This window comes from Pediococcus claussenii ATCC BAA-344, from assembly GCF_000237995.1.
Taxonomy (GTDB): domain Bacteria; phylum Bacillota; class Bacilli; order Lactobacillales; family Lactobacillaceae; genus Pediococcus; species Pediococcus claussenii.
Genome location: NC_016605.1, coordinates 261,716 through 277,946, shown reverse-complemented (window position 1 = coordinate 277,946; position 16,231 = coordinate 261,716). Strand labels below are relative to the sequence as shown.

Genomic DNA, 16,231 nt, shown 5'->3' with positions numbered 1-16,231 from the left:
ACAAAACAACCTGAGAATAAAATCATTCTCAGGTTGTTCCATTATAACAACTTAATGGACAATCGCCCACCTAGCTATTCTTTATCGTCATCCTTATGTTGTGGATGGAAGACAGTTGTCTCATTTGCATCATTTGGTGTTTTGATTTCTTTTTCCGCTTCCTGATGACGTTCAGATTCCTTACGTTCTAATTCACGCTTAGATTCTTCAAAAGTAGCAGCTTTTTCACTTGGAAATTCAGAGTTAGCAGCTGTTTCTGGCATCTTACCAGTCTTAAATAAACTGAGAATCTGTTTTTCGTCAAGTGTTTCATATTTCAATAACGCTTCTGCAATAATCTTATGCTGCTCACGGTGTTCATTAATGATTCGTTTAGCTTCTTCATAACCTTCAGAAGTGAAACGGCGAATCTCTTCATCAACTACCGATGCAGTCTTTTCAGAGTACGCAGGTCCGTTTTCACCATAATATGATTGCCCTGGTGCAGCAAGTTCAACTTGACCAATCTTGTCACTCATACCATATTGAGTAACCATCGAACGTGCAATTTGAGTTGCTTGTTCAAAGTCATTTGAAGCTCCGGAAGACTGTTGATTGAAGATGATCTCTTCAGCAGCACGACCACCCATTAAACCGGCAATCTGCTCCATAGCGTCTTTCTTAGACATCAACATCTGATCTTCCCTAGGAAGCATGATAGCATAGCCACCAGCACGACCACGTGGAACAATTGTAACCTTATGGACCACACGAGCATCATTTAACACAAGTCCCACAATCGTATGACCTGCTTCATGGAATGCCACGGTCTGCCGTTCCTGCTTGCTAACAACTGCATTCTTCTTAGCTGGACCAGCAATTACGCGATCTTCAGCTTCATCTAAATCAGCAGCATCAATGCTCTTCTTATTTCTACGAGCTGCTAAAAGTGCAGCTTCATTCAACAAGTTTTCCAAGTCAGCACCAACAAAACCAGGAGTTTGTTTGGCAATTTCAGCCAAATCAACACTTGAATCAATCGGTTTGTTCTTAGCATGTACCTTCAAAATTGCTTCACGCCCTCGAACGTCTGGACGACCGACTAAGATCTTACGATCAAAACGGCCTGGACGTAGCAAAGCAGGATCAAGCACATCTGAACGGTTAGTAGCTGCCATAACAATGACACCTTCATTACCAGTAAAACCATCCATTTCAACCAGCAACTGGTTCAATGTCTGTTCACGTTCATCATGTCCACCGCCAACACCATTACCACGTTGACGACCAACAGCGTCAATTTCATCGATGAAAATAATCGATGGCGAATTCTTCTTAGCCTGTTCAAACAAATCACGAACACGACTAGCACCAACACCAACAAACATCTCAACGAAGTCTGAACCAGAAATTGAATAGAACGGTACTCCAGCTTCACCAGCAACAGCCTTGGCTAGTAAAGTTTTACCAGTCCCTGGAGGTCCCTCTAAAAGGACACCCGCCGGTATTCGCGCTCCTAATTGAACAAACTTACGTGGATCTTTCAAGAACTCAACAACTTCAACAAGTTCTTGTTTCTCTTCTTCCTCCCCAGCAACATCTGAGAAACGAACTTTATTCGCAGCTTTATCTGCAGGTTTAACTTTAGATTTACCAAAGTTCATCACACGGTTATTACCACCGCCTTGACCTGCTTGTCCCATCATCATGTAGAAGAAGAAAATGAAAATCAGTAACGGTAAACCAGTCACTAACAACTGAACCCAAAATCCACTGGACTCTTCTTGTTTGGTTGTCATCTTGACACCCTCAGAGGAAGCTGCCTTGTTAATCTGGGCAACTATCGTGTCATTTTGAAGAACTGATGTTGTAAAACCAGTTACTTTCGTTGATGATACAGTTCCCGGGAATAATCCCGAAGAGGTATTATCTTTTTGTGCTGAACGGTACTTACCAGTTACCTTATAAATACCATTAGCAGGCTGAATTTCGAAACTCTTTACGTTGTCTTTTTTAAGTTGAGAAACAAAATCACTCGACGAAATCGCGGAGGTTTGGTTACTACCACCCTTGCCAACGACCGTGGCGATGATTCCCATTACGCTCAAAAAAACCACAATGTAGAAAAGGCTATTTCGAAAAAGTCCATTTCCATTCCTGTTCATGTAGTTCCTCCTTAAACAATCTAAGACAAAATAACTTAAATCTTGATTGATGAAGTTATAATATCACATTTGACCAATTTTGACTAATAATTTTTATTCATAAATTTCAGGCTTTAAAACACCTACGTATGGCAAGTTTCGGTAAAGTCCTTTGTAATCCAATCCATACCCGACGACAAATTCATCTGGCACAACAAATCCAACGTAATCAGCTTTAACCTCGATCTTACGTCCAGTCGGTTTATCCATTAAAGCGCAAACTTTCACGCTCTTGGCGTTACGTTTATACAATAATTCAATTATGTATTTCAAGGTTCTTCCAGTATCAACAATATCTTCAATAATTAAAATATCTCGTCCTTTTACATCTGTGGACAAATCTGTTACCAAATCAATGTTACCTGATGATTCTAAACCACCGTTATAACTAGATACATCAATAAAATCCATATCTGCATAAACATCCATCTCACGTACAACATCTGTTGTAAAAAAAACTGCTCCAGAAAGTACACTAATAACTAGTGGCTGCTTGTCAGCATAATCCGTTGTCAGTTGTTCTCCTAGCCTCACACATGCTTCATGTATGTCATTTTGGCTGTACAGCGTTTTTGCTATATCGTTGTCCATCAAAAGCTTCCTCCATTACTAAATATCATTGTGTAAATGGTTCGGTTCGACTCGAATGGTTGGCTTAACCAAGACTTCTTGAGACCAGGAATCCAAATCAATTGGTCGTTTTTATCCACAACCATTACAAGCTGTGAGCGTTTACTTCCCGGAATCTTTTGATCAATTAGTTCGCGTCGCACAGTCTTGTGACCACCATTTTTTAAACCAAGTTTTATATCTATATCAATTGGCTTAATCCTTAGTGGAAACACCAGCTGATTAGCACTAAACACAAAGGTGTCATGGATTGATTCATCAACCTTACCAATCCGAAGGGTTAGTCTACCACCATTTACACTGTATGTGTTCTCTAATCTTAACACACGTGAACTGGCTTGTTTACTCCTTTTACGTGATATTTTCAACACAAAAAAAACATCATATTCCCTAACCAGCTGAAAGTTTTGTCCCAAATCAAAGAATGCATTTGCTTGGCTGTGTTCTAAACTGTGTAAAAGGCTGGTTAATTTGCCATTTCCCAACTCCATGTTGGAATTTTCTCTAGTAATCATCTGTCTTAATACTAATTTTTTAGTTACTCTATCCAATAGTATGAATTTTGAAAAATCATACTTACTATCCCTAGCTAGCTTCGTTAATTCAATGTCAGCGTACTGCACTAAAAATTCACTCTGTTCTTGAATTTGTTGGCTATAGTCCATTATGTGAGATAAAACTTGAGCATTTTCTGTTTCCAACTGGGGGATTATTCTATGCCGTATCCTATTTCTTAAATAATCATCCGACCCATTAGTCTCATCCTCGTACCATTCAATATTTTCTGCCACTGCAACTTTTTTAATATATTTTTTGGGAAATTCCAGCATTGGTCGAATAATCTCACCCGATCCAAAGTTATGCTTTGCCTGGATTGCACCTAACTCCCCAACAATTCCACCGCGAACAAGCTTCATTAAAAATGTCTCTGCCTGATCATTTAAATTATGGGCGGTGGCTACGTATCCCGCCTGATATTTTTTCATAACATCCGCAAAGAAATTATACCTAAAATTTCTAGCAGCTTCCTCAACGCTTGTTTTAATGGTTAGTCCCACTTGCCAATGTGCAATTTCAATTTGAACATGGTGTTTTGCTGCCCATTCCTTTAAAAACTGTTCTTCTAGGGTACTTTGTTCTCTCAACTGATGGTTCACATGTGCGATTACGATTGTCATATGGGTCTGTTTTGCTAATTCTAAAAATACATTTAACAAAACCATGGAATCCACCCCACCTGAGATTGCGAGAATTACCGTATCTCTGGGATTAAAACCAAATTGTTTTTTTACCGCTTTAACTATTTCATCCATAAATTAAATTCACCTAAATAACCAAAAACGATTGGAACGAAACTGAAATTCAAATTTCATCCCAACCAATAAAAATGCGAGAAATAAGCCAAATGATTCTGCTTCAAAGGTTTATCACAAACGATGAATCAAACATCATCCTCCGTTTCTCGCCTTCAATGCTCATCACTTTTCAACTTATATCTCGCTCTCTTTAACATTTAAATTTGTAATTTTTTTGATTTAACCTCGACGGCCGCCACGACCGCCTCTTTTTCCGTCTGTATTTCGCTTCAAACTTGAAAGACGCGATTCACTATCCTTCATGAAGCTGGAAAGCAGTGAATCAAAATCCTTTTCAACGGGTTTATTATTTGCAACTTTTTTAGGAGTACGCATCCCACCACTATGTACCCTTGAACGCATTTGAGGCCGTGCTTGTTGTTCTTTTGGCAACGTTGCCTTAATGGAAAGTGCTATCTTCCCCTTATCAACCGAAATAACCTTAGCTTCAACTTCATCGCCAACCGTTAATACATCATGTACATCTTTAATAAATTTATTAGAAACTTCGCTAATGTGTACCAACCCGGATTGATGATCACCAAGATCAATAAACGCACCAAAATTTGTGATTCCAGATACTTTTCCAGTTACCTTCGTCCCAACGTCAATTGCCATAAAAAACTAATTTCCTCCCAATGAATTCTTGAAAATCTATAACGTGCTGATTATACCATTTTGAGAGGGGGTTAGTCGATAATAAATCCGACTCAATATCACATTCCGTCTTGGTAACCAATCATTTTTTACTGTAAATAAAAAGCAGGAGACAAGCCAACTGATTCTGCCTTATATCCCGCTCTTTCATTTATTTATCTGCGTCGGCAGGCAAATTATACACTGTCTCACCCTTCTTAGTGAAAAGATACTTATCGCGCACCACCTGTTGCAAATAATCTTTATTGTTCATCTGTTTAACTTTATCCTTCAACAAGGCTTGGTCATCAGTCGCTTTAACTAAGCTTGCTTTTTGAGCTACGGCCTGTTGATTAACTTCTGCCAAAGTGACTTTTGTATGGACAATTTGAAAAGTAAAAATACTAGCAAACACAATAAAGGTACCTAAAATCGCATAAAAGCGCTGTTTTCTAGCGCGGACGTATGGATTTACAGCACCCGTTGCGCGGTGTCCTGTTCGTTCTCTTTTAACCAAACCACTTTTCGCATTACTCGCCACTTGCAAAACTTCCTTTGCTCTTCATCTATCTAGCTTAAATTATAGCAAGGCGCATTTTAAAAGTCTACGGCATTTCTCTTAATATTCCTTAAATTTGACAATTATTCTCTGAAATCATGAACATATTTTTCTTCTACAATCGAATACATTCTTTCGGCATCTTCTTTTTTGGTTGTATCAAGCAATTGTTCAACCTTGATGACTAGGGTTTTATTTCCAAATCGAATTTCAACTGTATCTCCATTCATTAGATTAGAAGAGGATTTAGCCACTTTATCATTAATCAAAATGCGGCCTTGATCTGCCACTTCTTTGGCTAAAGTTCTACGTTTAATAATTCTCGATACTTTTAAAAATTTATCTAATCTCATTATTTTCCTATCCTTTGAATAAATTTAAGCGCCTGTTTTCCATATGGTAATACTAGCCATTCTCGCACGGACAACAAATGGGCTTTAAAAACATAAACTGCAAAAATAGTTACGCCAATAACAATTGAAATTATAACATTTAACATCGTTACTGCTCGATTCGTAAGTGGCAGGATTTTTGTCAAAACAGTTGCAAAACTTCCAACCACGATAGTCATAATTCCAGCTCCAAAAATCAGCTTAAATATAAACCCGTCTTTGACATATACCCTCTGATTGATTTGTCTTGGAACAAGCACTCCCATGGCAATTGCAACCGTCATAAGGCTAAGCACCGTTACAATACTTGCCCCATTTATCCCCATTCGCTGTACAAACCAGCTGTTTAACGCTATTTTCACTAACAATCCGGCTAATACAGCAAAAAAAGTTGCTCTTAAGCGATTAATACTTTGCAAAACACTGTTATACACAAATATTAATGCCGAGAATATTATACTTAAATTATAAATTGCCAGAGAAGAACTCCCACTTGTGTCCCCAAACAGTAATACATTAATCTCGGGCATAATGGCAATCATCCCCAGGCTTGCTGCTACTGAAATTATAGTACTGACCCTAATTAGGGAAACGGCAGACCTGTAGAACTCAACTTGATTTCTTTTTTGCACAGCCCTAGTTAGTGACGGCAATAATGCCGCTCCAAACGATGTGGCAATCACAACGCCAAGTTGGACCAACGGTTGAGCGCGATCAAAAACGCCTTTAAGTCCTTTGGCAGCTTCATTGGATACACCACTACTAACCAATCCGTTTTTCACAGTGAAAGAATCTACTAGTTGAAGCAAAATAATCATAGAAGCCATTAGGCAAACCAATCCGCCCTCTATCACAAATCTTTTGAATAAATGTCCAAGCTTTTTAAAATCAATTTCAGTTGGTATTTTTGCCAAAAGTTTGCGCCCAAATTGCAAGAAAAAAAGTGATGAAAACACAGCTGCAATGCTGGAACTAGCCATTGCCCACTTTCCCATAAAATAAACATTCCAACTGAGCTTGGTAGCCAGTACCGCAACAGCTATGATAACTGCAACTCTTACAAATTGTTCAACTACCTGTGATAAGGCAGTCGGTACAACATCATATATTCCCTGATAATATCCTCGTCCCGCTGCTAATAATGGCATAAATAGGAACATAAACGAAACTGCTTTTAACAGTGGCGTTAACTGACTATCTCCCATCCAAACCGCTATCAAATGTGAACTGCAAAAAATTGCTAAGAAAAAGGCTATAGAAATTATTACTAGGATTAGAAACGAATAAAAATTAATCCGCCACCGTTCCTTTTCAGATGGTTGTTCAGCAATTATTTTTGAAATAAAAATCGGAAACCCAGACAAAGCAAAAGTCATTCCAATTCCATATATCGGATAAACTTGCTGATAAACGTAAAATCCAGTATTTCCGACTAAGTTTTGAAGTGGAATACGATAGATGGCACTTAAGATTTTGGCAATTAGTGATGCCAAAGATAGTACCATCGCACCGCGCATTACCGACTTAGTACTAGGATTGTTCACTTGAATCCTCCACACGTTCCTGGCTCAACTCTGAAACAAATTCACTTAGTTGCACCATCCACTGTTTTTCGGTCATCTTTGGTTGGATAACCAATTTAATCTGCATTTTACCATTTTCCTCAGCAACTGTTGCTCGAAGTTTAGTAACTGAAAGTGCCTCAAAAATATTTTCACCAGTTAAATCAGGCCGTTTAGCTGTTTTTAAACTAATAAACAGAAAGTTATCACGTTTCTCAATTTTTTCAATTTGAGCTTCATCCGCCTTCAATTTAAGTTCAGTAACATGAATTAAGTTTTCAACTTCAACCGAATACTCACCAAAGCGATCTATTAAATCATCTTGTATCTCCATTATCTGATCTTCATTTTCAACCTGTCTCAAACGCTTATAGAATTCAATCTTTTGCTGCTGATCTTCAATATAATCACTTGGTAAAAATGCATCCAATCCCAACGCAATTTCTGCATCCGTTTTGACTGTTACTTTTTTACCTTGCTTAGTTTTAATGGCATCTGATAGCATCTGTGTATACATATCATATCCAACAGAATCAATGAATCCATGCTGTTGTTTACCTAATAGATTGCCTGCTCCACGGATTGAAAGATCCCGCATTGCAATTTTAAAACCAGATCCAAGTTCAGTAAAATCTTTTATGGCCTCTAATCTTTTTTCACCTAGTTCAGTCAATACCTTGTTTTGTTGATATGTGAAGTAAGCATACGCCACCCGTGAACTGCGACCAATACGGCCTCTAATTTGGTAGAGCTGTGATAACCCCATATGATCAGCATTTTCAACAAACAAAGTGTTAGCATTTGGAATATCAATTCCTGTTTCGATGATAGTTGTTGTTACTAATACATCAAACTCACCTTGAATAAACTCAAACAAAATATCTTCAAGCTGTTTTTCAGTCATTTGTCCGTGAATGTAGCCCACATTTGCTTCCGGAACTAATGCTTGAATTTCAGCAACCACTTTTTCAATATCATGAACACGATTGTGCAAATAGTAAACTTGTCCGCCTCGTCGCAATTCGCGGTTAATTCCATCTCGCAATGTCCCACTATTTTCTTCTAATACATATGTTTGGATTGGATAACGATTTGTTGGTGGCGTCTCAATAACTGACAAATCACGCACACCCATCATTGACATATTCAAAGTTCGGGGAATCGGTGTCGCTGTCAACGTTAAAACATCAACCTGTGACCGCAACTCTTTAATACGTTCCTTATGTTTAACTCCAAATCGCTGTTCTTCATCAATTACTAACAAGCCCAAATCTTTAAATCCAACATCTTTTGACAGCAAACGGTGCGTTCCAACAACCACGTCAATCGAACCATCCTTCAAGCCTTCAATAGTTTCCTTAACCTGCTTAGTTGTCTGAAAGCGTGATAACATTCCAATTGCAATTGGGTATCCGCTAAAACGATCCGACATAGTATCAAAATGTTGTTGTGCCAATATAGTTGTTGGCACAAGAATTGCAACCTGTTTTCCACTCTCAACTGCTTTAAACGCAGCACGCAAAGCTACTTCTGTTTTACCATACCCTACGTCACCAACTAATAAACGATCCATTGGCCTGCTACTTTCCATGTCCCGCTTAATTTCCTCAATTGAACGTAATTGGTCTGGTGTCTCAGAATAAGGGAAATCATTTTCAAACTGACGCTGATAGTCGTCATCTGGGTTAAAAGCAAAACCTTTTTCTGATTCTCTTTTTGCATATAACTCAACTAGTTCATCCGCAATATCCTCAATTTTGGAAGCAACACTACGCTTAGTTTTTGCCCAATCACTACCACCTAATTTATTTAATTTAGGACTTTTCCCTTCGGCAGCAACATACTTTTGAACCATGTTTAGCTGGGTAACCGGTATAAAAAGTTGTCCGCTTCCCTTATAATGAATCGTAATATAATCCTGATGGACTCCATCGACTTCCATCGTCGTCATTCCAATAAATTTTCCAATTCCATGATTAACATGAACCACAAAATCACCGGGCTTTAATTCATTGTAATTCTTAAGACGCTCGGTATTTTCAATTGTCTGCCTACGGGGCCTCTTTTTAGGAACCTTTGCAAACAACTCACGTTCGGTTAAAACTACAACACCGGCATTTGGAAATTCAAATCCCTGTTCAAATGGTTCTCCAACAATATTGACGGCATTACTTTTTATCTTATCTGGTCTGGTTGAAACACTGGCAATCTCGAAATCCTTTAGTGTATTACCAATACTTTCCTGTCGTTGTTTGGAGTTAGCATAAATAACCACTGTGCTTTTTTGATGTAACCAACGTTCCACCTCACCCTTCAACACAGGCATTTGTCCAAAAAATTCTTGAACTGGTCGAATTGTTATATCTGTTAAACTATCGAATTTAATTCTTCCCATTCCCTTTTGAAACATTGAAAGGAAAATTTGAGACTGTTTGCGCAATTTTACCATGTCACGAATGTTGAACCCATAACTATCATTACCAACTATTCGATATTCAGCTAATTGATCTGTTACCCAACTAAGCTCATTTGTTTCAAGATCTTTTTCAGAGTCCAATACCCTTGTATAATCATCAATAACTAGTACACCATTATCCAAATAATCAAGCAGTGATGCTGGCTTTTGTAGTAAGTATCCCTCGAACATGATGTCCTCAGAAACTATCTTGCCTTGTTTCCAGCGTTCAATAACTTCTGCCAAGTTATTTTGGAGCTTATTTCGTTCTTCAGAACCAAGTGTCTTACTCCGTTGTTCTAACTTACCCTGTAAACGTTCTGCAGCACTCTGCAGTTCATCATCCGACACAACTAAATCTGTAGCTGGTAAAAGTTCAACACTTTCAATATTTTCAAGACTACGCTGATTAGTCACATCAAACTCACGAATGGAATCAACTTCAGTATCAAAAAAATCAACACGAACAGGATTCTCTTGGCTTAACGGGTATACATCGATAATTGAGCCTCGAACAGCAAAATCACCGGGTTTTTCAACCATTTCTGTTCTTGCATACCCCATTGAAGACAATCTAATTGGTAGATCATCAAAATCCAATTCCGTTCCAACTTCAAAGCTTAATGTTGCATTTTTAAAATCAGCTACAAGTGGTAAATGACGCCTAACCCCAGAAACGGATGTAATATAAATACCTGGTTTCCTTTGAGAAAGCGCGTTTAAAGCAGCTACTCTCATCCCCCTATATTCTGGAGAGCTTGTAGCTACCTCTGCCGCAATTATTTCTTCAACCGGAAATATGTGTACATTCTCGGGGTCAATCAGGCGCTGTAACTCGTCGCCAAGCCGTTCTGCGCTTGCCAAACTATCCATAACGATAAGTATGGGCTTGTTGACCTGTCCCAATAATGTTTGAAATAGTAATAGTTTGGCCGGCTCCAACAGACCTGTTACCAACTGGCGCTTTCCGTCATCTGCCTGCTCTAAAACATTTAAAACGCCGTTATCACTAGCAAAAATTTCTTGAATATTCATTCTATCTTCCTAATTAAATTCACTCATTAATTTACTAAAACTCTGATTCTCAAGCCAGCCATTTAATGCCTTAACTGCTTTGTCGACTCCCAAATCAAATTCAATTCGTTGATCTGGCATGAACCGACCTAAAACATAATCAACAACTGATTGCTGCTTGGGATGTTCGATACCAACCTTAATACGATTAAATTCAGCTGTACCTAAATGTGCAATTAGACTCTTTATCCCGTTATGTCCACCTGCTGATCCTTTTTGTCGTAACCGAATCTTTCCAAGCGGTAGATCCATATCATCATACGCAACTATCACGTCCTCAATCGGAATATCATAATAATCCATCAAAGGACGAACAGCACGCCCCGATTCGTTCATGTAAGTTGTTGGCTTTACTAACAGAATTTTTTCTCCGTTAAACCTAAAATCACCAACCAGTGCTTCACTTTGATTCTTAAAGTTTGTAACCTGATATTCCTTAGCCATTTGATCTATGACCATAAAACCAGTATTATGCCTAGTTTGATCGTACTTTGGTCCAATATTTCCTAAACCAACAATCATCTTCATTGTTTACACCTTTTCTCCCTGCACAATAGTTGTATAACGCAGAAAAGACCAGTGAACTTATGGACACCCATAATTATTCACCAGTTTTCTGATAACCAAAAGGTGGGAAATGAACTTGCAAGTCCAAATCCCACAATACTGTACGTTTATTTCTATTCATTTTAGCACATTATCAATAGAGCGTGTAACAAGTCGGGTTGTTCTTGAGCAGCAACTAGTGGCAAGAATTATGACGGGTTAGGTCATGGTTCTTGTTACAGGTTGTGCGCAGAGAACTGACTTGTGGAACGCGTTTCTACTATAAAAATAGGATCGGCTAGAGCGTATAACAATTCGGGTTGTTCTTGAGCAGGAACTGGCACTAGCTCGTCCAGCAAGGTATGCCTTGTTCCACAAAGTTTAATACTTGTACGTTGTCCATTCCTATGGGCGAAGTACGCCTCATAGGAACTGGCAAGAATTATGACGGGTAGGTCATGGTTCTTGTTACAGGTTGCGCGCAGAGGACTGACTTGTGAAACGCATTTCCGCCGTAAGCAGTCTTACTCCCACTTAAAACATCAGCATTTGTCTTTTTTTAAAACTGATCACACTCTTACCATCTCTAATAATCGTACTCCCATCAATGCCAATCACATCCGCCAGCTCTACGTCTTGATCGCTTTCCGTTACATTCAGCAAAACAGATAACTGATTATCTTCTGACTGGTATCGCAATCCAATCACCGTATCCTCAATGTAAAACGGTGTAAATTGAGCTTTGTTAATCCAATTGTGATGCTTTCTCCAAATAATCGCTTTTTTCACCTCAGATAATATTTCCTGATCCTCATGTCCCCATGGATAAAATGCCCTATTTTCTGGATCTGTTCCCCCCAACATTCCTGTTTCATCTGCATAATACAAACATGGTGTCCCCGGCAAGCTAAACAATAACCACATTGCATTCAGTAACAACGTTTTGTCATTTCCAACCGCCGTTAGTATACGTTCTGTATCATGCGTTCCAATATTATTGAGCGCATTATTAAAAGCAGTTTGGGGATAATTCTCCTGCAATGTTCCTAATCGACGCCACCAACCACGTGGCTTTATCTTTCTATTCAACGTATTAATGATTAATTCTCGAAGCGGATAGTTCATTGTTGCTTGAAGCATGCCACCCTCTAAATAATGTCTACGTTGATTGTATGCAACTTTATGCGACGCATCTTCCCAGACTTCACCTATAACCACCCTTTCGGGATATTGTGAAACTGCTTTTCTAATTCCACCAATAAAACTGTCAGGCAATTCATCTGCAACATCCAAACGCCAGCCATCTACGCCACGACTAGTCCAGTAATTTAAAACTGAATCATCATTACCATAAATATAATTTTGGTAGGATACTTCGTCTTTATTAATAGTCGGTAAATCTTTAATTCCCCACCAGCTTTTATAATCTGTTGGATATTTCAGGAAATCAAACCAGCTATAATAAGGACTGTTTACCGACTGAACCGCTCCGTCGTTTTCATATGATTTCCATAAATTAAAGTATTTAGAATCTGCTCCAACGTGATTAAAAACTCCATCAAGAACTACATGCATTCCCATTTGGTGAATTTTACTTAGCAAGTGATCAAAATCAGCTAACGTCCCTAATATTCCATCAATTTTAAAGTAATCACCCGTATCATAGCGATGATTGCTTCGCGCTTCAAAAATTGGACTTAAATATAAAGCTGTGACCCCTAAATCGGCCAAATATGGGAGCTTTTGCTCAATACCTTTTAAATTACCACCATAAAAATCCCACCGTAATATGTCATTTTGACTATTACGAATGTAGACAGGTAAGTCCGTTTTTCGCCCATAAATAAAACTGTTTGCCTTTGGTTGATTGACTTGATCATCAGGGTTACCGTTACTAAAGCGATCCACAAAAATATGATAAAAGACGGCATTTTGATACCACTCAGGAATCGTTTCAACTTCAGCCAGACAAGTTATCTGATACATTTGAACCTGCGCTCTATTTTGATACACAGTACCCGGTCCACCAAAGCCACCATTTACACACCCATAATATAAGGTTGCGGTATCTGTTTGAATCTTAAAGTAATAGAAATAAAGCCCTGAAATATTCGGACGAAAGGCACCTACAAAGCGATTTTGGTCATCGCCGCTTGGCGTCATTTGAACTGACTTTTCAGTGTCCCAGTGTCCATCTTGGTCAACCTGCAAACTAATCTGAACCACATCCAAATTATGAATTGAGATTGCAAATTGAATCTCTGTCCCATGCAAAACTGCTCCAAACGGTTTTTTGTTCTTAGTTTGGAATGAATCATATTCAATTACTGGGTTCATATTAAATTCCACCTGTCACAACTTAATCTAATTCTTTTGTATGAGGTACGTTCCAAATATCATCTCCGTACCTTTCAATTGTATAATCAGAAGAAAACTCACCAGAAGCCGTCACATTAGCAAGTGCCCGCTTATTCCAAGCTTTTTTATTCAAAAAATCATTGCTAATCTGCTTTTGCTTTTCTACATAATCCGCATAATCCGCTAAAACAAAATACTCATCGTTATAGCGGATTAAAGCGTCGTATACATCTTGCCCTTCTGATTTAATTCCTGGAATTGTTCCATCAATTAGTGTATTTAATACCCGCTTCAATTCATCGTTTTGTTCATAAAAATCTACAGAACGGTAACTGTGATTCTCATAGTAGTTATATACTTGAGCAACTGTTAATCCAAAAGTATAAGCATTACTTTTACCAGCCGCATTTACTATATCAATATTGGCGCCATCCATCGTTCCAAGTAGCAAAACACCATTACTCATCAACTTCATGTTGCTTGTACCCGATGCTTCTTTTGAAGCAGTTGATGTTTGTTCACTCACATCCGCAGCCGGAATAATCTTTTCAGCGATTGATACACCGTAATTGGGAACAAACACTACTTTTAATTTGTCATTTATTTCTGGATCATTATTAACTAGTTCTGCAAGTGCGTTTATAATTTTAATAATTTCCTTGGCATAAAAGTAACTTGGTGCAGCCTTTGCCCCAAAAATATGCACCCGTTTTGTAAAAGGCGCTTGAGGATTATCTTTGATCTGCAAATATTCCCTAATGATTTCTAACACATGCAATAGCTGTCGTTTATAAGCATGCAATCGTTTGATTTGAACATCAAAAATTGCTTCTGGATCAATCTCGATGTCCATTGTTTCTTTTACAAACTTAGCGAAAGCGATCTTATTATTCTTTTTAGCGTTAGCAAACTTTTCAAGAAAGTCATCATCATCACTATACTGGCCTAATAACTCCATTTGCTTAGGATTGTTTCTCCACTCCTTGCCAATTGCACTATCAATAAGATTTGAAAGTGGTTCATTTGAAATTTGTACCCAGCGGCGGTCAGTAATTCCGTTTGTTTTATTATTAAATCGAGTTGGATAGATGTAAAACAATTCTTTTAAAACATCTTTTTCTAATAGTTCCGTATGCAAGGGAGCCACTCCATTTACACTATGGCTTCCAATTACTGCCAAATAGGCCATTCTAACCTGACCATCGCCAAGTGGTGCCGTTTGATTTACAATGTCTTCTCCATATTTAGGAAGCATTTCCTCACGGTAACGGCGGTCAATTTCTTCCACAATCTGATAAATACGTGGCAAGAGTTCTTTAAATATTTCAATTTGCCACTTTTCTAGCGCTTCCTGCAAAATTGTATGATTAGTATAGCTCATACATTCCGTAGTCAGCTTCCATGCTTGATCCCATCCGAGTTCACATTCGTCCATTAATATGCGCATCATTTCAGGAATAACAAGTGTAGGATGCGTATCGTTAATATGAACTGCAACCTGTTTAGGCAATTCATCCATTGTCTTGTGATTCTTACGATAAAAACGAATGATGCTTTGGATACCGGCTGAAGAGAAGAAATACTCTTGACGTAACCTTAGAATCCTACCCTCCATACTAGAATCATCGGGATATAAAACCTGTGTAATTTGTGAAATTCGGTCACGTTGTTCATGAGTATAGTATTTCTCATTACCAGCCGGAGGAACTTCAGCGGACCATAACCTTAATGTATTAGTAACATCATTTTGGTATCCGATCATTCCTGTGTCATACGGTACCGCTAAAACGTCCTCTGTATTTTCATAAACCGCCTCAAGTCGATTATTTGTCGTCGGTCGCATCCAAACATTGCCACCAAATCGTACTAGACAGGCTTTGTTTTCACGTCTTATTTCCCAAACATTTCCGTTTTTTAACCAATCATCTTCAAGCTCTACCTGATACCCATTAATAAAAACCTGTTTGAATAATCCGTAACGATATCTAATTCCATTCCCGTTTCCTGCCATTCCGATACTGGCCATCGAATCCATAAAGCAAGCTGCAAGTCTACCTAGTCCGCCATTTCCAAGCCCAGGATCTGGTTCAGATTCAACAATTCCCCCGAAGTCTAATCCTAAATCCGTGATTCCCTCTCGTACCACGTTTAAAATTCCTAAATTAAGCAAGTTTGATTTCAACATGCGCCCCGGCAAAAACTCGATCGAAAAGTAATAAACTTCCTTTTGATCTTCTTCAAAATATTTTTTTGTGGTTTTAGCATAATTCCTTCCGTTATAGTGATTAATCAATCTGCCTAATACCGTAAATTGATCAAATGCAGAGGTCCCATCCAAATCCGTAGCATACGCCGCATGAATTTCATTCAAAAAATCTTCTTTAAATTGATTTTTGGTTAAGTTTATAGCCATAACGCCAACCTTTCCTTGTCACAATTGATTGTCTTACTTAAGTTCTTTAACACTCATCCTAAAACAAT

At 38.3% G+C, this 16,231-nt stretch carries 11 protein-coding genes; all 11 read right to left on the bottom strand.

The features are described from left to right. Positions 1–74: 74 nt before the first annotated feature. A complete protein-coding gene (ftsH, locus tag PECL_RS01310; RefSeq protein ID WP_014214794.1) occupies positions 75–2,144 on the bottom strand; it encodes an ATP-dependent zinc metalloprotease FtsH in 2,070 nt (689 codons plus the stop codon). 93 nt (positions 2,145–2,237) lie between these two features. Continuing rightward, positions 2,238–2,774, bottom strand: a complete 537-nt coding sequence (hpt, locus tag PECL_RS01305) for a hypoxanthine phosphoribosyltransferase (protein WP_014214793.1) — start codon at positions 2,772–2,774, stop codon at positions 2,238–2,240. Beyond that, complete coding sequence (tilS, locus tag PECL_RS01300; protein WP_014214792.1) at positions 2,774–4,126, bottom strand: tRNA lysidine(34) synthetase TilS; 1,353 nt, start codon at positions 4,124–4,126, stop codon at positions 2,774–2,776. Before tilS ends, hpt begins: the two co-directional genes overlap by 1 nt. Positions 4,127–4,348: 222 nt before the next feature. Beyond that, complete coding sequence (locus tag PECL_RS01295) at positions 4,349–4,786, bottom strand: S1 domain-containing RNA-binding protein (RefSeq protein WP_014214791.1); 438 nt, start codon at positions 4,784–4,786, stop codon at positions 4,349–4,351. A 190-nt stretch (positions 4,787–4,976) separates the two neighbouring features. Further along, positions 4,977–5,345, bottom strand: coding sequence for an FtsB family cell division protein (locus PECL_RS01290; RefSeq protein WP_014214790.1), 369 nt, complete (start codon positions 5,343–5,345; stop codon positions 4,977–4,979). 101 nt (positions 5,346–5,446) lie between these two features. After that, positions 5,447–5,716: an RNA-binding S4 domain-containing protein gene (locus tag PECL_RS01285; protein WP_014214789.1), complete on the bottom strand. Its 270-nt coding sequence runs from the start codon at positions 5,714–5,716 to the stop codon at positions 5,447–5,449. Next, positions 5,716–7,299: a putative polysaccharide biosynthesis protein gene (locus PECL_RS01280; protein WP_014214788.1), complete on the bottom strand. Its 1,584-nt coding sequence runs from the start codon at positions 7,297–7,299 to the stop codon at positions 5,716–5,718. Before PECL_RS01280 ends, PECL_RS01285 begins: the two co-directional genes overlap by 1 nt. Next, on the bottom strand, positions 7,286–10,807 hold the full coding sequence (gene mfd, locus PECL_RS01275; protein WP_014214787.1) for a transcription-repair coupling factor: 3,522 nt from the start codon (positions 10,805–10,807) through the stop codon (positions 7,286–7,288). The genes PECL_RS01280 and mfd overlap by 14 nt, the downstream gene beginning before the upstream one ends. A 9-nt stretch (positions 10,808–10,816) precedes the next feature. Continuing rightward, positions 10,817–11,374: an aminoacyl-tRNA hydrolase gene (gene pth, locus PECL_RS01270; RefSeq protein WP_014214786.1), complete on the bottom strand. Its 558-nt coding sequence runs from the start codon at positions 11,372–11,374 to the stop codon at positions 10,817–10,819. Positions 11,375–11,926: 552 nt separating this feature from the next. Beyond that, the gene (locus PECL_RS01265; RefSeq protein WP_014214785.1) at positions 11,927–13,729 is read right to left on the bottom strand and encodes a glycoside hydrolase family 13 protein; all 1,803 of its coding nucleotides are present in this window, start codon (positions 13,727–13,729) and stop codon (positions 11,927–11,929) included. A 22-nt stretch (positions 13,730–13,751) separates the two neighbouring features. Continuing rightward, positions 13,752–16,163, bottom strand: a complete 2,412-nt coding sequence (locus tag PECL_RS01260) for a glycogen/starch/alpha-glucan phosphorylase (RefSeq protein WP_014214784.1) — start codon at positions 16,161–16,163, stop codon at positions 13,752–13,754. Between the last annotated feature and the right edge of the window lie 68 nt (positions 16,164–16,231).

Excerpts from the sequence above, each read along its gene's own strand:
- PECL_RS01265 (WP_014214785.1), bottom strand. The coding sequence starts at position 13,729 with ATGAACCCAGTAATTGAATATGATTCATTCCAAACTAAGAACAAAAAA.
- hpt (WP_014214793.1), bottom strand. The coding sequence starts at position 2,774 with ATGGACAACGATATAGCAAAAACGCTGTACAGCCAAAATGACATACAT.
- tilS (WP_014214792.1), bottom strand. The coding sequence starts at position 4,126 with ATGGATGAAATAGTTAAAGCGGTAAAAAAACAATTTGGTTTTAATCCC.
- ftsH (WP_014214794.1), bottom strand. The coding sequence starts at position 2,144 with ATGAACAGGAATGGAAATGGACTTTTTCGAAATAGCCTTTTCTACATT.
- PECL_RS01285 (WP_014214789.1), bottom strand. The coding sequence starts at position 5,716 with ATGAGATTAGATAAATTTTTAAAAGTATCGAGAATTATTAAACGTAGA.
- PECL_RS01260 (WP_014214784.1), bottom strand. The coding sequence starts at position 16,163 with ATGGCTATAAACTTAACCAAAAATCAATTTAAAGAAGATTTTTTGAAT.
- PECL_RS01295 (WP_014214791.1), bottom strand. The coding sequence starts at position 4,786 with ATGGCAATTGACGTTGGGACGAAGGTAACTGGAAAAGTATCTGGAATC.
- mfd (WP_014214787.1), bottom strand. The coding sequence starts at position 10,807 with ATGAATATTCAAGAAATTTTTGCTAGTGATAACGGCGTTTTAAATGTT.
- pth (WP_014214786.1), bottom strand. The coding sequence starts at position 11,374 with ATGAAGATGATTGTTGGTTTAGGAAATATTGGACCAAAGTACGATCAA.